21 protein-coding genes are annotated in these 20,638 nt (G+C 66.1%); 8 read left to right on the top strand and 13 right to left on the bottom strand.

Annotation, left to right across the window (positions count from 1 at the left end; translation table 11 throughout):
- Positions 1-27 precede the first annotated feature (27 nt).
- Entirely contained in the window at positions 28-882 is an 855-nt protein-coding gene (locus ACSS7Z_RS08520; RefSeq protein ID WP_438254106.1) for an alpha/beta fold hydrolase, read from the bottom strand.
- 51 nt (positions 883-933) lie between these two features.
- Positions 934-1,674: a copper homeostasis protein CutC gene (locus ACSS7Z_RS08515; RefSeq protein WP_438254104.1), complete on the bottom strand. Its 741-nt coding sequence runs from the start codon at positions 1,672-1,674 to the stop codon at positions 934-936.
- A gap of 52 nt (positions 1,675-1,726) precedes the next feature.
- Here ACSS7Z_RS08515 and ACSS7Z_RS08510 point away from each other — a divergent pair, with 52 nt between their 5' ends.
- Both ACSS7Z_RS08510 and ACSS7Z_RS08505 read left to right on the top strand, forming a co-directional pair.
- On the top strand, positions 1,727-2,164 hold the full coding sequence (locus ACSS7Z_RS08510) for a MarR family winged helix-turn-helix transcriptional regulator (RefSeq protein WP_438254103.1): 438 nt from the start codon (positions 1,727-1,729) through the stop codon (positions 2,162-2,164).
- Positions 2,165-2,169: 5 nt separating this feature from the next.
- Complete coding sequence (locus tag ACSS7Z_RS08505; protein WP_438254280.1) at positions 2,170-3,495, top strand: MFS transporter; 1,326 nt, start codon at positions 2,170-2,172, stop codon at positions 3,493-3,495.
- A gap of 27 nt (positions 3,496-3,522) precedes the next feature.
- On the opposite strand, the gene ddaH is transcribed toward ACSS7Z_RS08505, so the two are convergent.
- Together ddaH and ACSS7Z_RS08495 are read right to left on the bottom strand one after the other, a co-directional pair.
- Positions 3,523-4,398: a dimethylargininase gene (gene ddaH / locus ACSS7Z_RS08500; protein ID WP_438254102.1), complete on the bottom strand. Its 876-nt coding sequence runs from the start codon at positions 4,396-4,398 to the stop codon at positions 3,523-3,525.
- 194 nt (positions 4,399-4,592) lie between these two features.
- A complete protein-coding gene (locus ACSS7Z_RS08495) occupies positions 4,593-8,240 on the bottom strand; it encodes a proline dehydrogenase family protein (RefSeq protein ID WP_438254101.1) in 3,648 nt (1,215 codons plus the stop codon).
- A gap of 111 nt (positions 8,241-8,351) precedes the next feature.
- Between ACSS7Z_RS08495 and ACSS7Z_RS08490 the strand changes: the two genes are divergently transcribed.
- Genes ACSS7Z_RS08490 through ACSS7Z_RS08480 form a run of 3 tightly spaced genes read left to right on the top strand, consistent with a single transcriptional unit; the run spans position 8,352 to position 10,305 of the window.
- Positions 8,352-9,206, top strand: coding sequence for a hypothetical protein (locus ACSS7Z_RS08490; protein WP_438254099.1), 855 nt, complete (start codon positions 8,352-8,354; stop codon positions 9,204-9,206).
- Positions 9,203-9,778: a DUF4352 domain-containing protein gene (locus tag ACSS7Z_RS08485; RefSeq protein WP_438254098.1), complete on the top strand. Its 576-nt coding sequence runs from the start codon at positions 9,203-9,205 to the stop codon at positions 9,776-9,778. Before ACSS7Z_RS08490 ends, ACSS7Z_RS08485 begins: the two co-directional genes overlap by 4 nt.
- The gene (locus ACSS7Z_RS08480; RefSeq protein WP_438254097.1) at positions 9,766-10,305 is read left to right on the top strand and encodes a hypothetical protein; all 540 of its coding nucleotides are present in this window, start codon (positions 9,766-9,768) and stop codon (positions 10,303-10,305) included. The genes ACSS7Z_RS08485 and ACSS7Z_RS08480 overlap by 13 nt, the downstream gene beginning before the upstream one ends.
- Here ACSS7Z_RS08480 and ACSS7Z_RS08475 read toward each other — a convergent pair.
- Together ACSS7Z_RS08475 and ACSS7Z_RS08470 are read right to left on the bottom strand one after the other, a co-directional pair.
- Positions 10,191-11,519: a hypothetical protein gene (locus tag ACSS7Z_RS08475; protein WP_438254095.1), complete on the bottom strand. Its 1,329-nt coding sequence runs from the start codon at positions 11,517-11,519 to the stop codon at positions 10,191-10,193. The genes ACSS7Z_RS08480 and ACSS7Z_RS08475 overlap by 115 nt on opposite strands.
- Before the next feature lie 46 nt (positions 11,520-11,565).
- On the bottom strand, positions 11,566-12,126 hold the full coding sequence (locus ACSS7Z_RS08470; protein WP_438254094.1) for an acyl-CoA thioesterase: 561 nt from the start codon (positions 12,124-12,126) through the stop codon (positions 11,566-11,568).
- 108 nt (positions 12,127-12,234) lie between these two features.
- Here ACSS7Z_RS08470 and ACSS7Z_RS08465 point away from each other — a divergent pair, with 108 nt between their 5' ends.
- A complete protein-coding gene (locus ACSS7Z_RS08465) occupies positions 12,235-12,744 on the top strand; it encodes a GNAT family N-acetyltransferase (RefSeq protein WP_438254093.1) in 510 nt (169 codons plus the stop codon).
- 6 nt (positions 12,745-12,750) lie between these two features.
- On the opposite strand, the gene ACSS7Z_RS08460 is transcribed toward ACSS7Z_RS08465, so the two are convergent.
- The 4 genes from ACSS7Z_RS08460 to ACSS7Z_RS08445 are packed head-to-tail and all read right to left on the bottom strand — an operon-like array spanning position 12,751 to position 17,052.
- The gene (locus ACSS7Z_RS08460; protein WP_438254092.1) at positions 12,751-13,611 is read right to left on the bottom strand and encodes an alpha/beta fold hydrolase; all 861 of its coding nucleotides are present in this window, start codon (positions 13,609-13,611) and stop codon (positions 12,751-12,753) included.
- Positions 13,611-15,299 carry a cytochrome b/b6 domain-containing protein gene (locus ACSS7Z_RS08455; protein ID WP_438254091.1) on the bottom strand — a complete coding sequence of 563 codons (1,689 nt, stop codon included), beginning with the start codon at positions 15,297-15,299 and terminating at the stop codon, positions 13,611-13,613. The genes ACSS7Z_RS08460 and ACSS7Z_RS08455 overlap by 1 nt, the downstream gene beginning before the upstream one ends.
- Before the next feature lie 2 nt (positions 15,300-15,301).
- Positions 15,302-16,273, bottom strand: coding sequence for an electron transfer flavoprotein subunit alpha/FixB family protein (locus ACSS7Z_RS08450; RefSeq protein ID WP_438254090.1), 972 nt, complete (start codon positions 16,271-16,273; stop codon positions 15,302-15,304).
- Positions 16,274-16,275: 2 nt separating this feature from the next.
- Positions 16,276-17,052, bottom strand: coding sequence for an electron transfer flavoprotein subunit beta/FixA family protein (locus ACSS7Z_RS08445; RefSeq protein WP_438254089.1), 777 nt, complete (start codon positions 17,050-17,052; stop codon positions 16,276-16,278).
- A 154-nt stretch (positions 17,053-17,206) separates the two neighbouring features.
- Between ACSS7Z_RS08445 and ACSS7Z_RS08440 the strand changes: the two genes are divergently transcribed.
- Together ACSS7Z_RS08440 and ACSS7Z_RS08435 are read left to right on the top strand one after the other, a co-directional pair.
- Positions 17,207-17,743, top strand: a complete 537-nt coding sequence (locus ACSS7Z_RS08440) for a MarR family winged helix-turn-helix transcriptional regulator (RefSeq protein ID WP_438254088.1) — start codon at positions 17,207-17,209, stop codon at positions 17,741-17,743.
- Positions 17,743-18,201 (top strand): SRPBCC family protein, encoded by a 459-nt coding sequence (locus ACSS7Z_RS08435; protein ID WP_438254087.1) that lies wholly within the window; start codon positions 17,743-17,745, stop codon positions 18,199-18,201. Before ACSS7Z_RS08440 ends, ACSS7Z_RS08435 begins: the two co-directional genes overlap by 1 nt.
- A gap of 134 nt (positions 18,202-18,335) precedes the next feature.
- On the opposite strand, the gene ACSS7Z_RS08430 is transcribed toward ACSS7Z_RS08435, so the two are convergent.
- Genes ACSS7Z_RS08430 through ACSS7Z_RS08420 form a run of 3 tightly spaced genes read right to left on the bottom strand, consistent with a single transcriptional unit; the run spans position 18,336 to position 20,633 of the window.
- Positions 18,336-19,133 (bottom strand): enoyl-CoA hydratase/isomerase family protein, encoded by a 798-nt coding sequence (locus ACSS7Z_RS08430; RefSeq protein ID WP_438254086.1) that lies wholly within the window; start codon positions 19,131-19,133, stop codon positions 18,336-18,338.
- Positions 19,134-19,170: 37 nt separating this feature from the next.
- Complete coding sequence (locus tag ACSS7Z_RS08425; RefSeq protein ID WP_438254085.1) at positions 19,171-20,385, bottom strand: NAD(P)/FAD-dependent oxidoreductase; 1,215 nt, start codon at positions 20,383-20,385, stop codon at positions 19,171-19,173.
- Positions 20,382-20,633 (bottom strand): ferredoxin, encoded by a 252-nt coding sequence (locus ACSS7Z_RS08420; protein WP_438254084.1) that lies wholly within the window; start codon positions 20,631-20,633, stop codon positions 20,382-20,384. The genes ACSS7Z_RS08425 and ACSS7Z_RS08420 overlap by 4 nt, the downstream gene beginning before the upstream one ends.
- Positions 20,634-20,638: the final 5 nt, after the last annotated feature.

The following is a 20,638-nucleotide window of genomic DNA, read 5'->3' as shown; positions in this document are numbered from 1 at the left end:
AACGCCGGGTGCCGAACGGAGCTGGGTTCAGCGTCGGGGCATCCGCCTGTCGAGCCAGGCCAGCAGGTCTGCGCGCACCTCACCCTGCTGCAGTTCGTTGAAAATCTCGTGGCGGGCATCCGGGTACACGAGAGTGGTGACGTCGGTGAGGCCCGACCTGCTGCGGTAGGCGTCGGCGAGCTTGTGCACGCTGTGCGGTCCGCCGACGGGATCGTCCCGGCCGACCATCAGCAACACCGGGATGTCGCGCCCGAGGTCCTTCTTCGGACGCCCGTAGAGCTTGAGCGCCTCGAACGGTCCGAACAGCTTCAGCAACGGCACGTTGGTTGTCAGCGGGTCCTCGTCGAACGACTTCCAGACGGCCTGGTCCCGGCTGAGCCACTCGTAACCGGTGGCATCGCTGCCCTCCCACCGGGCGTTCAGCGGTGCGGCATTGAGATCGCGAGGGGTGAGCAGCGCCGATCCGGACAGGACGACAGCATCCCACGCCTCCGGATGCTCGTTGAGCAGTTTCTGCGCGAGGAACGACCCCCACGAATGCCCGAAGAGAACGAGCGGAAGATCAGAATGATCCGACCGAATGATCTCGGTCAGTTGCCAGATGGCATCCCGCGCGGCGTTCAGCCCGCCTTTGCCGAGTCGGCCGAGCTTGGCCGGATCCTCGTGCTGGCGGATGCCGGTGCGCCCATGCCCGCGGTGATCATCGGCGTAAACGATGTACCCGGCGGCGGTGAGCGCATCGATCAGAGCCCCGTAGCGGCCAGCATGCTCGCCCACTCCGTGCAGCAGTTGCACGACCGCGCGCGGTGCACCCTCCGCCGCATGGACGTCATAGACGATCGTGACGCCGTGCGCGTCGATGAACTCGCAGGTTACGGGCATGGGTTGAGTCTACGGATGCCGCGGCCCCGTGTCAGCGGAGCACCCTCCGCGTCAGAGTCCCAGTGCTGCTCGCACGGCGAAGGCCGCCTCACGGTCAGTGACCTCGTAGCCGCCGACGCCCTCGGAAGCCGACCCCATCCGCACGCCACTCTCCGCCAACACCGTGCGCTTGGCCGAGAAGTGCAGGGCGTCTACGCCGGTGTTCGCGAGCTCTGCGGCACTGTCCGCGTTCACGCCGCTGCCGGCCATGATCTCGATTCTCGAGTCCGCTGCGGCAGCCAGTGCGCGCAGTATCGCGACGCCCTCAATGGCGGTGGATGCCCCACCCGAGGTGAGCACGCGCGTCAACCCCAGAGCGATCGCGCTCTCCAGTGCCGCCACGGGATCGGCGGTGACATCGATTGCCCGGTGCAGCGTCACTGTCGCATCTCCCGCGGCATCTCGCAGCCGGGCCATGGCATCCAGATCGAGCGCGCCGGCAGCATCCACTGCTCCGATGACGACCCCGGCGGCCCCGGCATGGACGGCGAGTTCCACATCGCGCACCGCGACGGCGATCTCGTCCTGGTCGTAGTGAAAGTCACCGGGCCGCGGACGAATGAGGACATGAACCTCGGGCCCGCTGTCCCCTGCCGCAGTCAGCGCGAGTTCGAGGGTCGCCGGCGACGGGGTCAGCCCGCCCAGCGCGAGCGCCTGGGTCAGTTCGACCCGTGCGGCCCCGACCTCGTGCGCGATGCGCACGCCTGCCGGGTCTTGGACGGCGATCTCGAGCGCGATGTTCACAGCATCCATTCTGCCCCGATCCCGAGCCCTTCCCAGAAAACTTAGTTAGACTACCTAAGCAATGACTGATCCTGACCTTCTGCACGCCACCGCCACTGATCTCCGATTCGCGACGTTCCGCCTCGCCCGCCGCCTGCGCCGCGAGCGCGCCGTTGACACGCTGAGTGACGCCCAGTTCGCCGTGCTCGCCAGCCTCAACAAGCACGGACGCAGCCCCGTGGGCGCCCTCGCCCAGCACGAACGAGTGAGCGCCCCGACGATGTCGAATGCGGTGGATGCCCTGGCAGAAGCCGGACTCGTCGTCCGCGTGCCGGACGAGCAGGATCGCCGCCGGGTCAACATCGAGATCACGGATGCCGGAATCGAGATCGTGACGGCGACCGTGCAGAAGCGCGACGCCGCCCTCGCCGACGCCCTCGCCGAGTTCGACTTCACCGATGAAGAACTGCGCACGCTCCGAGAAGCCGCCGAGCTGATCAGGAAGGTGGCCGAACGATGAGCGCCATGTTCCGGTCCTTCTCGACCTTCAACTATCGAATCTGGTTTCTCGGCGCGCTCGTGTCGAACATCGGTGGTTGGATGCAGGCGACCGCACAGGACTGGGTGGTGCTGACCGAGCTCACCGACAATGACGCCACCGCGATGGGCATCACGATGGCGCTGCAGTTCGGCCCGCCGTTGGCCCTGGTGAGCGTTACGGGCTGGGTCGCGGACCGCTTTGATCGCCGCAAGATCCTGCTGATCACCCAGTCGGTTCTACTGCTGCTCGCCCTCGGCGTGGCCGCCCTGCTGCTGACCGGCGTGATGACTCTTCCGATCATGTTCGGATTCGCCCTGACCTTCGGCATCACGAACGCCTTCGATGCGCCCGCACGCCAGGCCTTCGTGTCTGACATGGTGGCGCTGGAGGATGCGTCGAACGCCGTCGCACTCAACTCAGCATCCTTCAACATGGCACGCCTCATCGGTCCAGCCGTTGGCGGGCTGCTGATCGTTGCAGTTGGCACCGGTTGGGTGTTCGTCCTGAACGCGGCTACCTTCCTCGCCATGCTGATCGCCCTCGTGCTGATCCGCGCCGGCGAACTGCTCCCCCGCATCAAGAGCAAGGGCCGAAACGGACTGGCGGAGGGCTTCCGCTACGTGTGGGGGCGCAGCGACCTCAAGGTCACCTTCGTGATGGTGTTCCTCATCGGCGCCTTCGGGATGAACTTTCCGATCTTCGCCTCGACGATGGCACTGGAGTTCGGCCGCGATGCCGACGGCTACGGCATACTCAGCTCGGTGCTGGCCATCGGCTCGCTCGCCGGGGCTCTGCTCGCGGCCCGCCGCGACCGTGCACGCGTGCGGGTGCTGATCGTCGCCGCCGGCGGGTTCGGTGTCGCATCCATCATCTCGACCTGGATGCCCACGTACTGGTCCTACGCCGCTGTGCTGATCTTCGTCGGCTTCTCCACCGTGTCGATGCTGACCACGGCGAACGGCTACGTGCAGACCACCACCGATCCGGCGCTTCGCGGTCGAGTGCTCGCCCTGTACATGGCTGTCGTGATGGGATCCACTCCGATCGGGGCGCCGATCGCCGGATGGATCACCGATGTCGCCGGCCCCCGCACTGCCATCCTCGTCGGCGGCATCGCCGCGCTGCTGGCCATGGCGATCGGATTCGCGTGGATTCTGGCATCCGGTCGCCTCCGCCGCCAGGAGAACTCGCGGTTCCGGCTGACGCTCGACGAGACCATGCCGGTCTCCGTGGTGCGGATGGATCCTGTGCAGTTCAGCGACGAGGTCGCCGCTTCCACAGCACCCATCCGCACGATCCCGAGAGATTAGCCTCCGGCTCCGCGCCGGAGCGCCGGGTCACTTCGCGCGAAGCTCCAGCGTGCAGCACTTGATTCCGCCGCCGCCGAGCAGCAGCTCGGACAGGTCGACCATGATCGGGTTGTAACCACGATCACGCAGCTGCTGTTCGAACCCCGTCGCACGCGGGGAGATGATGACGTTGCGGCCGTCGCTGGCCGAGTTCAGCCCGAACACCGATCCATCCTCATCCGAAACCAGGATCGCGTCCGGGAACCGCTCCTCCAGGATCGCCCTGCTGGCGTCGTCGAATGCACCGGGCAGGTACGCGATGTTCGCTCGCTCCGGCCCGCCATTGTGCATGCCCTCGACAGGGTCGAGCACGGTGAGAGCGGTATCGAGGTGATAGAAGCGCGGATCGGTCAGGTTCAGCGAGATGACCTCGCGGCCGAAGACCGCGCCGACCTCGCGGTGGCTGTCATCGGTGGAGCGGAATCCGGTGCCGGCGAGGATCGTGTCGCCGACGAGCAGGAAGTCGCCCTCGCCCTCGTTGACCTCTTCTGGCTCGACGGTGTCGTAGCCGTTGGCGCGGAACCAGTCCGAGAAAGCGGGCGCCTCGCCGGCTCGCTCGGTGAAGCGGAACTTCGGAACGTAGGCACGACCGTCAATGACGAAACCGCCGTTGGCCGTGTAGACCATGTCGGGGTAGCCCTCGAGCGGCTCGATCAGCTCGACCTCGTGGCCGAGTTCGAGGTAGAGGTCGTACAGCTGCTGCCACTGCGCGACGGCCTTCTCGGTGTCGGTGGGCAGGGCCGGCTGCATCCACGGGTTGATCGTGTAGCTGACCGTGAAATGCTCCGGCCGGCACATCAGATACCGGCGGTGCTGCGCGGTGCGTGGGGTGGCGGGTGCGGTGATCGTCTCTGGCGTCGACATCATTCTCCTTGAGAGGGATGCGGCGGACGCTGTCCATGGGCCAGGCGGAAGTTCAACCCGCCGCTCATTTCAGAGGGGGCGGGGAAGATGCGACGCTGGCACGCCATGTCTTATTGTGACATCCGGTCCTGGGCGTTCGCCAGCGGCACGGCCGGTTTCCAGCCACGTCAACGATCGCGATGAGCGTCTGCCACTCAGATGACCCCGGCGCTCCAGTCATCCGGATTGCCGAAGCGGTGCGCGGTGATGCTGATCGATTGCTCGTGCACGAACGACAGCAGCTCGATGCGCCCGGCCGATGTCACCTCGCCGTCGTAGACCGCGAGGTCCGGATCGCCGCCGACGGCCTCAGCGAGCGCACGATGCACCCGACCGACAGACTCTGCCGGTCCGACCAGGCGCACGCGCGATGCACGCGGTGGGGCATCCGTAGAAACGGCTGCGAGCGCGTCGGGCTCCCCGGTGCGCGCCATCCGCTCGATCCATTCCGCATCGCTCTCCACCGCGACCGGCACGTCCACCTCAGACAGCGAACGGCGCACCTCCGCGGGAAGCCCGACGGGTGTGGACAGGAAGAAGTTCGAACCGGTGCGGATGCCGGCGACGACGACGCGCAGCAGCTCATGCCATCCGGCATCCCCCGTGGCCCGAATCATCACCGGCACCGGCCGATACCGGAACAGATTGCGCTCCACGCCCAACTGCGAGACGTCGCGGACCTGACCGAACTCGCGGTCCCAGGCGACAGCATCCGACAGCGCCGCCCGGCGCAACCATTCGAAGCTCTCATAATCCAACGACGGCTGCGCCGCCTCGATGAGATCGGTGATCCGGGTGTCGAGGCCGCGCAGGTGCAGCGTGCTGGATGCGGCGCCCCCGCCGAGCGATCGCCAGGAACCGAGCCCGATCAGGTAGTTCGGGCCGCCGGCCTTGGCGCCGGGTCCGACCGAGGATCGCTTCCAACCGCCGAACGGCTGCCGCTGCACGATCGCTCCGGTGATCCCGCGATTGACGTAGAGGTTTCCGGCTTGCACGCCGCCGAGCCACTCCTCCAGATCCCGCGGGTTCTGGGTGTGCAGCCCCGCCGTCAGCCCGTACGCGACCGCGTTCTGAATCTCGATCGCCTGGCCCAGCGTCGGTGCGTGCATGATGCCGAGCACCGGGCCGAAGAACTCCTCCCGATGAAACCGCGAGCCCGGCTGCACGCCCACGCGCACTCCCGGGCGCCACAGTCGCCCACTCTCGTCTCCGGCGACCGGCTCCGGCTTGATCAGCCATTGTTCCTCGCCTTCGAGCTCGTTCAGCGCCCAGGCGAGCTTGCCCTGCGGCTTCTCGATGACCGGGCCGACCTCGGTGAGCGGATCCGTCGGCCAGCCCACATGCAGTGAGCGCACGGCATCCTTCAGCTGACGTGCGAAGCGCTGGGATCGCCCGACCGGGCCGACCAGGATCGCCAGCGACGCGGCCGAGCATTTCTGCCCGGCGTGTCCGAATGCGCTCTTCACGAGGTCGGCGACCGCGAGATCCAGATCGGCCGACGGCGTGACCACGATCGCGTTCTTGCCACTGGTCTCAGCCAGCAGCGGCAGATCCGGGCGCCAGGATCGGAACAGCGCTGCCGTTTCCCACGAGCCGGTGAGGATGACGCGGTCCACCACCTCGTGCGCGATGAGTTCGCGGCCGAGATCTCCCTCTTCGATATCGACGAGGGCGAGCACATCCCGCGGGACCCCGGCCTCCCACAGAGCTTCGGCGACCACAGCCGCGCACCGGCGGGCCTCGGGCGCCGGTTTGAAGATGACACCCGACCCCGCGGCGAGCGCGGCGAGAACTCCGCCGGCGGGGATGGCGAGCGGGAAGTTCCACGGGGGTGTGACAACTGTGACCCGCGCCGGCACGAATCCCGCACCGGCAACGCTGTCGAGCTCGCGCGCCTTCGCCGCGTAGTACCGGGCGAAATCGACCGCCTCACTGACTTCGGTGTCGGCTTCGGGGAGCACCTTTCCGGTTTCGGATGCGGCGACCTCGATCAGCTCCGCACGACGGGATTCGAGTGCGGCGGCGGCACGGATCAGGGTTTCCGCGCGCTCGGCAGCCGGGCGCGATCCCCACGCCTGTGCAGCCGCGCGCGTGCGGGTGATGGTCTGCTCCAGCAGCGCGGAATCGTCGATCCGCGCTGCACGCAGGGTGGCATCTCCCGCCGTCGACGATTCGATGCGCGATCGGATGCTGTGTGCCCACTCTCGATTCGCGAGCAGGGCAGGGTCGCTGTCGGTGGTGTTCACGAAGCCAGGCGCCCCGGCGGATGCGGCATCCACCTCGCGCCGGGAGTACACCGCCGTCTCCACAAAAGCGTCGCCGGACGAGCCGCGCCCGATGCTGAGCACCGCCTGTGTGAGATCCTCGTCCTGCGCCTGAGCGGGGACGCCGGGGCGCAGCGACTCGTGCACGGGAGACGTGCGATTCTGCGTGCGCCGGCTGACGTTTCGGAGTGTTCGATCGGCTTTGCGCTTCAGCCCCTGCAGGAACCGGTCCCGCTCGCGATCGAACAGACTCGCATCGCTGTGCAGGTGGAATGCCGCGGAAAGGAAGTTCTCCGACGCCGCGTTCTCCTCGAGTCGCCGCACGAGATAGCTGATCGCGACATCGAACTCGTCAGGTTTGACGACGGGAACGTACAGCAGCACCGGTCCGACGTCACGCGACACCGCCTGCATCTGTCCCTGTGTCATCCCCAGCAGCATTTCGAACTCGACGTCGTTTTGGACATCACGCTCGCCGGCCAGCAACCAGGCGTAAGCGATGGTGAAGAGGTTGTGGCCTGCTACTCCGATGCGCACCGCCTCGGTGTGCTCCGGGCGCAGCGCCTCATCCAGCATCCGCAGATAGTTCGCATCTGTGTCGAGCTTGGTCTCGTAGGTGGCCTGCGGCCACCCGTGCATCACAGCATCCACGCGTTCCATCGCGAGGTTCGCACCCTTGACCAGACGGATCTTGATCGGCGCTCCACCATGCTCGACACGGATCTTCGCCCATGCGGTCAGCTCGCGAAGCGCCGACATCGCGTCGGGTAGATACGCCTGCAACACGATTCCGGCGTCCAGCAGCACCAACCGGGGGTCCTCGAGGATGCGCGTGAACACGGCGATCGTCAGGTCGAGGTCGCGGTATTCCTCCATGTCGAGGTTGATGAAGGTTCCGGTCTTCGCCGCCGTGACGTACAGCGGCAGCAGCCGCTCGGACACCGTATCGACGATTTCATCGAACGCCCACAGCGAGATGTGGCTGATGACGGATGACACCTTCACCGAGACGTAATCGACATCCTCACGCCGGATCAGATCATGGATGCCGTCGAGCCGCCGCCGCGCTTCGGCTTCACCGAGCACGGCCTCGCCCAGCAGATTGAGGTTCAGTCGCGCACCATCGGAGCGCAGCTTCTCGATGGCCGCGGTGAGTTTGGCCGGCCGCGCGTCGACGACCAGATGCCCGACCATCTCGCGCAGCACCCGGCGCGCGATCGGCACGGTGGGCGTGGGGAGCACGGGGGCGATACCGCCGCCGATGCGTACGGCGCTGCGCAGATACCAGGGCAGGAAGTCGGGGACGATAGGAGCGATGCGCTGCAATTGCGAAGCGGCGGCGCTCAGGCTCTCCGGTCGCATGACACCGTCGACGAATCCGAGCGTGAACGGCAGGCCGTTCTTGTCCTGCAGCAGGTCCGCCAGACGCGCCGCGGCCGGGTCGACCTCGGCCTCGGCGGCTTCGGTGGCCCATCGGCGTGCGAGTTCGACCGATTGATCGGCGAGCGAGACGGCGCCTGGCGCTGACGACTCTGACATATCTTCAGCCTAAGAGCGCCGAGCCCTCGGCGGAGGGTGACACACAGCGGCAAGGATGCTTCTTCCCCGCTTTTCTCCGCTCCTGGTTTTCCGGGGTTCTATGCTGGATCCGTGACACCGGCTGAGGGGGACAAACCGGCCGCGGGAGACCAGAGTCTCGCCGCGGCTCTCGGCGGCAGCTCTTCTGCGTCCAAGCCGGGCACCCCGATCACCCCCGGCGGGCCAGCTGGAGCCAGCCCCAGCGCCCGCGCGGCGGCGACCGTTGCCGCCGCACCCACGATGCCCGGGGTTGCGCCCGCGGCATCGGGAGGCAAGCGCACCCTCGCCCAGCGCGCCATCGACCGGGTGCCGGTGAAGTGGCTCAGCACCGCGGCGCTCGTGGTGTTCCTCGGTGTGACGGCCCTGTTCGGAGGGCTCGAATCGGCACCGATGCCGCAGACACCGGTGATCGCAGCCGGCGACACCTTCATCGGCGGCGAACTGGAGATGACGCCGATGCGCCTGACGGTCATCGACAAGCTGAACAGCACGGGCATCATCCCCACACCCGGCGAGCAGCGCATCCTCAGCCTCGTCATGGATGTCCGCAATCTGAGCGAGTTCGCACGGGCGTCCAGCACGGACAGCGTGTTCGGGCTGACCAGAGTTGAAGGGCTGCAGGATGTCCTCGAATCCACCGGGATGACCGAGCTGCAAGTGATGAGCGGGCTCTCCCCGTCGCTCGCACGCCTGGACGACGGCACCCTCAACCCGTGGCTGCAACCGGAGATTCCGGTGCGCGTCGTGCTCAGCTGGGCGGTGCCCGTCGATGCATTCAGCGACGGCGACTCGATGCGCCTCGCACTGCCGACGTCGACCCGCCGCATGGGTCAGTCCGTGCTCTACGGCGTCTACTGGTCTGACCAGCACACCGGCGCCTATGTCGACCTCGCGATCGAAGACCTCGGGAAGGGAGAAGCTGAATGAACCAGCTGAAGATCTGGCTGGCGACCATCGTGCTGCTCGTTGCGGCCGCAGTCGTGTCCGCAATCGCCCCTGCCGAGGACGCCGAGGTTGCGCCATTCGTCGTCAGCGGCGAGATCGGCGAGCAGGTCGCCGGACGTGATCTCGTCGCCACGGTGACCGATGCCCGCACGGCAACCACTGTCACCGGCGATGAGAATTCCTCTGGCGAAACCACCTGGGCCGCCGACGGGAACTGGCTCGTTGTCGATCTGGATGCCGCGAGCGTGACCGGCCTACGGATCGTGTACATCACCGGCGCCGTGAACCTGGGAAACGCCGTGTTCGAGTTCGACGGGCGAGAGTATCGCGCCACCGAGCGCACGCCGTCGATGCTCAATGTGCGACTGAACCCGGGTGTCCCCCGACATGGCTCGCTCGCCTTCGAGCTGCCGGAGCTCACCGGCGCCGGGATGCTGAAGCTGTCGCTCAGCAGCGACACCAGGGCAGACTCTGTGCTCGAGATCCCGATCGATCTCGACGAGATCAGCCCGGTCTCCGAGGTGCAAGTCATCGAGTCGGAGTGGATCCGATGACCGGCTGGTGGCGGCGCAATGCCGTGGCGCTCGGGGCGCTCGCCCTACTCACTCCCGTCACCTTCGGCGCTCTCACCTGGGATGGCTGGCAGAACCAGAACCTGTTCAAGAACACGATTCCGATCGATGTCGAAGACGGCGACACCGTAGAGCTCCTCGACACGAGCTGGGGCCCGATCCGGGCATCCGAGATCGCCGACACCTCCGGTTTCGACATGCCAGCAGATGCGAGGATCATCGCCGCGCTGATCCCCGTCGACCCGCACGGCGCTGGGCCGTCGTGCACCGCGCCGACGCTCGTGCAGCAGAGCACCGGCATCCGGTTCCCCGAGTCTCGTGATGAGATCGGCCTGGGCTATTCCGCCGAGGAGCCGACCACCTGCGTCACGGACGGCGAGAATCGGGTTCTGCCCTACGAGATGATCGTGCCGTTCGTCGTCCCATCCGACACCGAAGGCCCGTTCTGGGTGGAGATCGCATCGGTGGATGCCGTCCCCTCGGTGATCCGCTTCTCGATCGATCCCTGATCAGGCTTCTTGCGCAACTGTCCGAGTGTGCTGTCGTAGGCGCCGCTGACGACGGCTATGCGCAAAGGCTCGAGCAGGAGCGGAACGAGCAGGAACAGCGCGGGGCCGTACACCCGCCAGAAGTCGCTCAGATCCTGCGGCCCGATGATGCGGCTGAGGAGCCACTGCAGCGAGGGGTCCAGTGCCAGCACGATCGTGTACAGCAGCACGTATGAGGCGATGAGCACCGGCCCCGCCCGCCACATGAGTACAAGTGCGTTGACGATGGGACGGAAGCGGGATGTGAACTCACCGGCGATCTCACCCAGCCAGCGCACGATCGTGTTCGGCACCTTCTCGAGGCGCTTCTTTGTGCCTTCGCTGAACCTCTTCTGAAAGCCGGGCTGTTCAGCCTCGATCGCCTGTCCGTAGATGACCCCGGCAATCGTCAGCCAGGCCAGCGGCTGTACGAGAAGGCCCGCGACGTTGCCGACGATCACGCCGATGGCATCCCACAGCCAGGCGACCGGGACTAGCCAGGCGCCGAGCCATTCATGGATGTCCCCGAGCCACACCATCGCGATCCGCGAATCGACCCAGGCCCCGAGCGCCGCGAAACCGTCGCTGATGAGGAACAGCGAGAAGAACACCCAGACGGCTTCGAAGTAGACCGCGAGCAGCGTGGTCCACTTCGGCAGCTTCGCGCCGAACCGCTTGAACGCCCAACGCGCAGAGAACGCGGAGACGATCGTGAACAATGACAGCACCGTGACGTTGAGCTGGAGGACGGCTCCCGCTGCCAGCGGTTCCGTCCCGTCGACGAGCGCCTGCCAGGCGAGGCCCGATCTGATCGCCAGCGCGCGCTGCGCGTAGGAATCAACGTCGTCCTGCAGGAAACCCCACGCCGTATAAATCGCGAAGAACGGCAGGATGCTGGCGAGCAGGGTGAGGCTGAACGTGCGGCGCCGTTCGACGCCGCTCTCCGGGAGAGGGGCGATCGCCTGCAGTTCACGCAGCGCATCGCGCACGACGAGGAACATTGCAACGAACGCGATGAGCTTGGCGAGGATCGCGAGAGGAAGCAGCAGGAAGCCGATCGCGGCGTTCGTCGCTCCCGCGTAGGCTGCGCCGATGATGCCGAAATAATGCACCAGGGTACCGCCGAGGTACCACGCGAGAAGCGCCGGCCAGCGGGCAAGAAGCACGCGGCCGGTCGTGGCGAGGAGCGGGATCACGAGATAACGCTAGCGCCGAGAGCGCGCAGATGGCTACTGCCGGACGTCACGACCAGATACTGGGGGCAGCGATGCGCGTCGACGGCAGTGCCGACGCGTCGGCCCACTCGTGCATCCAGTCCGCGACTTCCGGCATCCCTTCGGGGCGTCCGATGGCGTCGAACAGTTCCTGGTGCGAGAGGGTGCCGCCGGAGCGTTTCAGCATCCGTGCCCGCACGATGGCGCGCGCATAGATCTCGCCGTCAACGACCGCGCGGTGCTCGAGGTAGATCGCCTTGTCATCGTGACCGATCAGGCGCGATTCGACGTCGAAGCGCTGCCAGAGCCGGAGGGACTTACGGAAAGTCACCGTCTCCGATGAGACGACCGCATACCAACCATGCTTCCTCATCGCGTCGCTCATGCCCGTGCGCACGAGCAGATCCCACCGACCGAGGTCGAACAGCGACAGATACCGGCCGTTGTTCATGTGCCGGAGCAGGTCGAGGTCGGTGGGCAGCGTTGTCACGCGCACCCGTGCCACAGCGGTGGGCGGGAGCCGTCCCTCACGGCCGAGGCGACGGCGCGCTCGCCACATCACAAGCAGGGTTCGCCAGATCACGTTCACGAGGGTAGATCGTAGCCACTGACCTATGTTCTGGGAATTCGATTGTGGTATTTCCACAGTGGGGCTGCTCGATTTCCCGTTCGCGCAGGTCGCGCGTAGAGTCGCGGCATGAGCGCCGAAGCCCAGCCTGAAATCATTGTCCGTCCGGTCCGTGATGTGGATGCGGAAGCACTGGGACGCGTGCACGCCAAGTGCTGGCACGAGACCTATGACCACCTGATCAGCACTGCCGCCCTCGAGAAGGTTTCCCCCCGACGGCTGGCCGACCTGTGGACGCACTGGGCTGCCCAGGGCGACGACTTCCACATGAGCGCCGCCCTCGTCGATGGCGAGATCGTCGGTTTCGTCGGTTCCGGCCCCTCCCGCGATCGGGATGCCCCCGCGTTCCGCGAGCTGTACTTCATCTACCTGATCTCCGCATTCCATGGCACCGGCCTCGGCCAGAAGCTGTTCGACGCGGCCGTCGAGAAGGACGAGCCGCTGTACCTCTGGGTCGCCGAGGACAACCCTCGCGCGCACCGCTTCTACACCCGCAACGGTTTCGCGCTCGATGGCGCAACTCACACCGAGCCGTTCCTCGGCGAGACGCTGACCGAAGTGCGGTTCGTGCGGTCCTGAGGCGTGTCAGCGCGTTGATTGGATGAAGCGCAGCAGCTCCGTTGTGAACACGTCGTTGTCGTCGCCCGCAATCATGTGACCCGCGGCCTGCACCTCGACAGCCCGGGCGTGCGGGATGAGTTCCTGCATGTGGAGCAGGCCCTCATCGCTGACGATGTCGGACTGCGCACCACGCACAAGCAGCGTGGGAACCGTGATATTCCGGGCCGCCGCAGTCGCACGCTCGTAGCGGATCTCCCGCTCCGGTTCAGTGCCACGGGACATCACCTTCGGGTCCCAATGCCAATGCCAGCGCCCGTCTGCGCGCAGAACCAGGTTCTTACGCAGTCCATCGAGCGACTTCGGACGCGGCCGGTGCGGGTTGTATGCGGCGATGGCATCGGATGCCTCTTGGAGTGAGCCGAATCCGTTCGGAGCACTCGACATGAACGCTTGGATACGACTCGCGCCCGCCGCTTCAACCTTCGCCACGATGTCGACCAGAACGAGCGCGCGGCTGATCGGACCGCGCTCACCCTCAGCGATGAGAGAGGTCATCCCGCCCATTGAGGCGCCGACGAGGATCGGCGCCTCGCCGATCTGCTCGATGATCTCGAGAACGTCGTCGACCAGCGCCGAGGCGGAGTAGTCCCCCGTCGGTGAACGGTCGCTGTCACCGTGCCCGCGTGCATCGAACGCGTACGAGGACCAGCCCTCCTCCGCGAGCCACTCCCCCGTGCGGCGCCACGAATGTCGGCGTTGTCCTCCGCCGTGCAGTAACAGCACACTGCCCTGCATGTCGGTCGCCGCGGGCCAGTAGTCGCCGGCCAAGGTGATGCCGTGACTGTGCACCCGCACCGGTTGCGACCGAGCGTCAGGTGCAGACATCAGCGGGCGGAGACGTTGCCGAACAGCTTCGCAATGGGCGCCAGCACCATCGGACGCGCGGCGACCCAGGCTGCGGCGATCACGACGAGCGATGCCACCAGCATCCAGAACCCGGTCCAGTTGTCTGCGTAGGCGGCGCCATCGACGGAGCCCTGCGCGGCATACATGTGGTTCAGGTTACGCAGCGCACCGGTGGTGAGCACGAGAGCGACGTGGATGAAGATGAACACGACGAAGTAGAGCATCACCGGGAAGTGCAGCGCACGCGCCCACTCAACCGGATAGGCCTTGTTCAGCTTCGTCGCATTCTTCGGCCACAGTCCACTCATCCGCACACCGGTAATAGCGGCGAGAGGAGCGGCGATGAAGATCGTCGTGCCGTAGGCGAGCTGCTGCAGCGAGTTGTAGTTCACCCAACCGTTCTCGGTCGGCCAGTCCAACGACACGTACTGCAGCGCAGCCGACAGGGCGTTCGGGAAGACTTCCCAGCTGGTGGGGATCACGCGCATCCACTGTCCGGTCACGAACAGCAGGATCACGAAGACAATGCCATTCACGAGCCACAGGATGTCGAGCGCCTGATGGAACCAGAGCGTCAGGCTGATCTTGGTCTTCGCGTTTCCGCGCGCGGTCCAAAACGCCGTCGGGCGCTCGTCATGACGCACGCTGAGGCCCGAGCGGATGATCAGCACCATCAGGAACACGTTGAAGAAGTGCTGCCAGCCGAGCCACCCGGGGAACCCGACCGGCGCCCCCTCGGGCAGGTGGTATTCGCCGGGGTAGGTCGTGAGGAAGTCCTGCATGAACGTCAGGGTGAGGAACCAGCGAACGAACACCACGGCCATCGCCGCGGCTCCGAGCAGGCCGAGGCCACCGATGATTACGGTGCCGGCCCACTGTGCCTTCGTGAACGGGCCGATGCGCTCGGGCTCCGGTTCCGGCGCCAGATGCGTGAACGCATACTTGCCGGGGAAGACCGTCTGCGGGAACGGCAGCGGATCGCTCACATCGAGCGATACCAGCGCGCCTGCGGCAGCCGGTTCGCCGGATGCTACGGCCGCAGTTGATTCGGTAGCCTCGACCGCTGAGCCTGCTTCGGTCCCTGTGCCTGCTTCGGGCCCTGAGTCTGTCGAAGGGTCCGATACCCGCGCAGCCACACTCGTACCAGCGGGTGGCCACGACTCGCCGCCCGGCGTGCGAGGAAGGCCGCGGCGCAGCGCGGTTCCGCCGACGGTAGATGTGGCAGCGGCAGGAGCTGCGGCAGCCACAGGGGCGTTGGTAGCGGTGGGAGCAGCAGCGGCTGCGACCGGGGCGGCGGCAACTACAGGAGCAGTGGCATCCGAAGCCGGACTTGCCGCCGGAGCAGCATCTGCGCGAGGCCACGGCTCGCCACCGGGCGTGCGCGGCAGTCCGCGACGAAGATTCTGCACGACGCCTGAGCCACTCGAGCTGTTCCCTGAACCGCCCTGACCGGCCCCTGAACCCGTCGAAGGGTTCGGCCCAGAAGTATCGGACACTTCGACAGGCTCAGCGACCGAGACCTGCGACTCAGCGGCCGATACTTCCTGCACACTGGCGGGCGCGACGGCCTCAGCCACAGCATCCGCGACTTCGATGTCGCCGGCCGGAGGCCAGGGCTCGCCACCGATTACACGCGGCAGCCCGCGCCGCAGCATCCGCGTCGCCATGACTACTTCTTCCGCGCTTCGAGCGCCTCGATCACCTGCGGCACGATGGTGAACACGTCACCGACGATGCCGAAGTCGGCGACGTCGAAGATCGGCGCCTCACCGTCCTTGTTGATCGCCACGATGTTCTTCGCGGTCTGCATACCGGCACGGTGCTGGATCGCACCAGAAATTCCGAGTGCGATATACAGCTGCGGCGCCACCGAAACACCGGTCTGACCGACCTGATGCGCGTACGGGATGTACCCGGCATCGACCGCCGCGCGCGAAGCGCCCACCGCAGCGCCGAGCGCGTCGGCCAGCTGTTCGACGAGCACGAACTTCTCCTTCGAGCCGAGCCCGCGGCCGCCAGAGACAACCTTCGCCGCGCCCCGCAGATCCGGGCGAGACGACGCCACCTCGACGACCTCGACCGCACCGGCAGTTGCCGCAGCAGCACCAGACGCCGTGACCTCGAGAGCCTCAACCGTCGGCGAAGCGACAGCCTCGGCGCGAGCATCCACCGCGCCCTGGCGGACGGTGATGACCGGCGCACCATACGTCGGCGCCGAATCAACCAGATAGGCACCGCCATAAACCGAATGGTTGGCGACAATGCCCTCGTCATCGCGGGTCACGCCGATCGCGTCGATCGACAGGGCGAGCTTCTCGCGCACCGCGAAACGACCCGCGACATCACGACCGGCGATCGAGTTCGACACCAGCACGGCGTCGGGTTGAACGCGTTGGAATGCCGCCTGCAGCGCATCAACCACCGGCACGGTGAGCGATCCGGCGTCAGCGTCGGCGGTCAACACGATGGATGCACCAGCAGCGGCCGCGGCATCCACCGCAGCCTGCGAGCCTCCGGCAACCACAGCGACCGGCGAGCCGATCAGGGATGCGGCGCCGATCAGCGCAGCAGTTGAGGTCGCAGCGTCTCCGGCGGGAGTCACATCCACCAGCACGAGGATCGAGTTGTCGGGGTAGCTCATCGTCACACCAGCCTGTTCTGCACGAGGTACTCGACCAGCTTCGCGCCGGCGTCGCCCTCATCGGTGATCTTCACGCCCGCTGCACGCGGGGGCTTCTCGGACACAGTCGTCATGATCGTGCGGGGCGCCGCGGCCGGGTCCGCAGAGACGCCGAGATCATCGAGCGACAGCGTCTCGAGTGGCTTCTTCTTCGCCGCCATGATGCCCTTGAAGTTCGGGAACCGGGCATCCGGCAAAGCCTCGGTGATCGAGATGACGGCCGGGAATGACACCGACACCGGCTGCGTCCCATCGTCGGCGGCACGGGAGCCGTTCACGCCATCGGCGGTGATCTCAACCGCGCTGAGCGCGGTCGCCTGTGCGTAGCCGAGGTGCTCGGCGAGCATCGCCGGGATCATCCCGCCGGAACCGTCCGTGGACAGGTTTCCCGTGATGACCAGATCAGGCTCTGCACGGCGGATAGCCGCGGCCAGCACTTCAGCGGTCAGCCCCAGGTCTGCGCCGGCGAGCTGCTCGTCGACGATGTGCACAGCGGATGCTGCGCCGATCGCGAGCGCGCGACGGATGGATGCTGTGGACGACTCCGGAGCCATCGCGAGAGCGACCACTTCAGTGCCGTCCGCCTTACCGGCATAGGAGAGGGCAACCTCAAGCGCACGCTCGGTGATCTCATCCAAGACCACGTCACCAGCCGCACGATCGGCCAGTCCCGTCTCGAGATTCAGCTTGCGATCGCCATAGGTGTCCGGCACCTCTTTGACCAGGACGAAGATCTTCATCGAATGCTCCTCACGACACGGCCGAGTCTAACTGCATCCGGGTCAATGTAGCCAAACTGAGCCGTTCTCTCCATAATGATCCTGCCTGAGCGCGCTGAATGTATACACACTGCACGATTCCGGATGCCCGCGCGGCAACCAGTAGCGTAGAGCTGTGTCCCGATCCCGTCCGCTCCCGATCGATCCGCTCGCCGAGGCGAAGCGCCAGTGGCTGGAGCACGGGTGGACGGATGCCGCAGACGGCATGACTGCCGTCATCTCAGTTATGCGAGCGCAGCAGCTGCTGCTGGCGCGAGTGGATACATCGCTGAAACCGTTCGGACTCTCGTTCGCGCGATACGAGGTACTGCGACTGCTGGCTTTCAGCCGTTCCGGCGTCCTTCCGCTCTCGAGCGTCGTCGCCCGGCTGCAGGTGCACGCGACCAGCGTCACCAGCACGGCGGAGCGGCTCGTGCGCGACGGCTTGATCACGCGTGAACCCCATCCGCATGACGGGCGAGCGGCGATGCTCTCTCTCACCGCAGCCGGCCGGGATCTGGCCGAACGAGCAACGGTTGCCCTGAATGAAGAGGTCTTCGCGGCTCCGGGGATGACCCCTGCAGATGCCGCCGACCTCGTCGCCATCGTCGCTCGGCTGCGCCGCGATGCGGGCGACTTCACCGACCCGCGTCCGCAGCCCGATCCGCTCTGATGGCGCAGTTCGCGCTCGAGCGCGTCATCCGCGCGGCGCCCGCCGATGTGTTCGCGGCCTCCCTCGACCCGGCCCTGCATGTCGAATCGATGGCACGGTACGGCGAGACGATGGTCGCGGGTCCTGCGGGCGGCGTGTTCACCGAGGGCTCGACGGTGACCTGGCGCGCACGCCATTTCGGAGTGCCGTTTCACCTCAGCACTGTTGTGTTCGATATCGATGAGCCACACCGCTTCTGCGATCGGCAGACGAAGGGGCCGTTCGCAGATTTTCAGCACGAGCATGTTTTTCAGGAGCATCCGGACGGTACGCTGATGAGGGACACCGTCACGTTCCGCTCCCCGTTCGGCCCAATCGGCACGCTTGTCGACCGCCTGTTCTTGCGTGAGTACATGCGCCGTTTGATCGACGAGCGCAATGATGCGCTGGCCACGGCGCTGGAAGGGCGAGGCACATAATCCACCCGCGATGTCCGATCTGGACATCAACATGGACAGCGCGAGGAGATCTCGCGGCTGATGCTGAGCCGACCCAGCCATCAACGGCGGCCACCTAAGGCGCTCACCGCGTTGTTTGTGAACCACGCCCTGATTCATGATTCAGAGAGCGGAGACGGCCAGCCGTCTGAGAACTGCGGCTTCCGCTTCTCGGTGAACGCGCGTGGCCCCTCCATCATGTCGCCCGACAGGAGAACCCGATGAATCACTGCTTCGTAGTACCGTTGCTGCTCGGCCAACTGCGCGTCGCGCCAATATCTCAGCACCTGTTTGGATCCCCACACCGCTGAAGGCGAGTGCGCGGCGATCGCATGCGCGCGCGACAGAGCGGCGTCGAGAAGTTGGTGGTGCTCCACGATCTCCTGCACTAGCCCGAGCTGCAGCGCACGCTGCGCGTCGAGACGTGTTCCCGCCAGCAGCATGTCAGCGGCCACGCTGTACGGCACGAGTCGGGGCAGCACGTTCACAGCGACGCCCGCGAGGAATCCGTGCTTGACCTCGAAAGCACCGAACCACGCTTCAGGCGTGCACAGACGAATGTCGCACGACAGCGCCAGTTCGAGACCACCCGAAACGGCGAGTCCGTTGATGGCGGCGATAACCGGCTTCTCGCACGCTGCCACCCCGCAAATGTCCGGCGACGGCGAAACTGGCAGTGTCGGCGCAACACTCGAACCGGCGTCAGCCATCTCCTTCAGATCGAACCCGGAGCAGAACGCATCGACTCCGGCCGCCGTGATGATGGCGACGCGCTGGGTAACATCTCGTTGGAACTCCATTACTCCCGCAGTGAGAGCTGCGACGACCTCACGACCGAGAGCGTTTCGCCGCTCTATCCGATCGATCGTGAACACCGTTGTCGCGCCGTCACGATCGACCCTCAATTCAGACATCTCTACCACTCCTTACGATGATTTCGCCGTGCGTCTTTCACGCGGCCAGTTCGCGCAGGTCTGCGATGCGACTGCCGCTCGCCACCGGCACCCGGAAGCGCATGAACCTGCCGGCGATCCCCTGCGCCACGACACCGACAACCCGATCATCGACCGTGTAAGCGACGATGAATCTACTCTTCTCGTCAAGCAGGACGTGCTCCGTGGCTCCTGGTCGGAGGTGTCCGAGCATCTGGATCTTCGTGCCGTAGAGGTCGGTCCACAGATAGTCGACACGCGGAATCGGTGACGGCCGCTTGCCGAGCAGATGGCGGGCGAGCCCATCCGCTTGTTCCGTGGCGCTGGTCCAATGCTCCACCCTGTGCGTGGACCCGTCGGCTTCACGTCGACGGGCAACGTCACCGATCGCCCAGATGCGAGAATCGGCAGTCCGACCATGCGCATCGACGATCACACCGTCGATGATCTCGAGGCCTGAATCCTCGAGCCATCCAGTGGTTGGGTTCGATCCCACGCCGATCACTGCGAGATCCGATGCGATCACCTGGCCGTCCGCGAGCTCGACGCGCACGCCCTCGTCATCGGCCTCAAGATCAACGACACGGCTCAGCGGCCGCACGCGCACGCCGCGCTCCTCGTGCAGCCGGGAAATACGTGCGCCGGCCCACGGGCCCATCGCGTTCTGCAACGCGAACCGTGTGGACGAGATAAGTTCGACATCCCGTCCCAGCTCGCGCGCCGATGCCGCGATCTCGCTGCCAATGAACCCGGAACCGATCACCGTGAGAGATCGGGCGCCGTCAAGCGCCTCACGGAGATCCAGACACTCAACCGAGGTGTGCAGCGTATGCACCCGCGCACCGAGCGGAGCGGAACCCAAGACTCGCGGTCGCACTCCAGTGGCGATCACCAGAGTGTCATACGGCACCTGGACGCCCGACGACGTGCGCACGACTTGCCGCGGGCGATCGATTCCCGTGGCGCGAAGACCGGCGCGGAAGACGATCTCCCGTGCGGCGAGGTCCTCCTCCGAGTTGAGGAGGATGTCGTCTATCTCGCGCACGGACGAGAGCACTTCCTTCGACAGCAGCGGACGATGGTAAGGCGGGTGCAGCTCGTCGCCGAGAAGTGTCACCGGCCCGTCGTATCCTCCCAACCGAAGCGCGTCCGCGAACCGTCCACCGGCTGCGCCACCACCGACGATCACGACGCGCCCGAGCTCGCCGACTCCGGTCTCGGCCACAGCGCTCATTCCCGCTTCAACAACGCGATGGCTCGCGCAGGGCAGACTTCGATGGCTTCCTCGATGTCTTCGATCCGGTCTTCATCCGGATGCGCGACAAGAAGCTCCACGATGCCGTCTTCGTCTCGCTGGGTAAAGATATCCGGCGCCACGAACACACACTGACCAGCACCCACGCACGTCACCTGATTTACTTCGACCGTGTACTCGTGCGTGCCGCTCTCGTTTGTCACGGTTGCCCCTTCCGACTCTGTCATGGTTG

It is taken from the genome of Microbacterium wangyouchuni, assembly GCF_051546305.1.
GTDB lineage: Bacteria > Actinomycetota > Actinomycetes > Actinomycetales > Microbacteriaceae > Microbacterium.
Note: the sequence above shows the minus strand (reverse complement) of the source record. Positions and strands in the feature narration are given on the sequence as shown.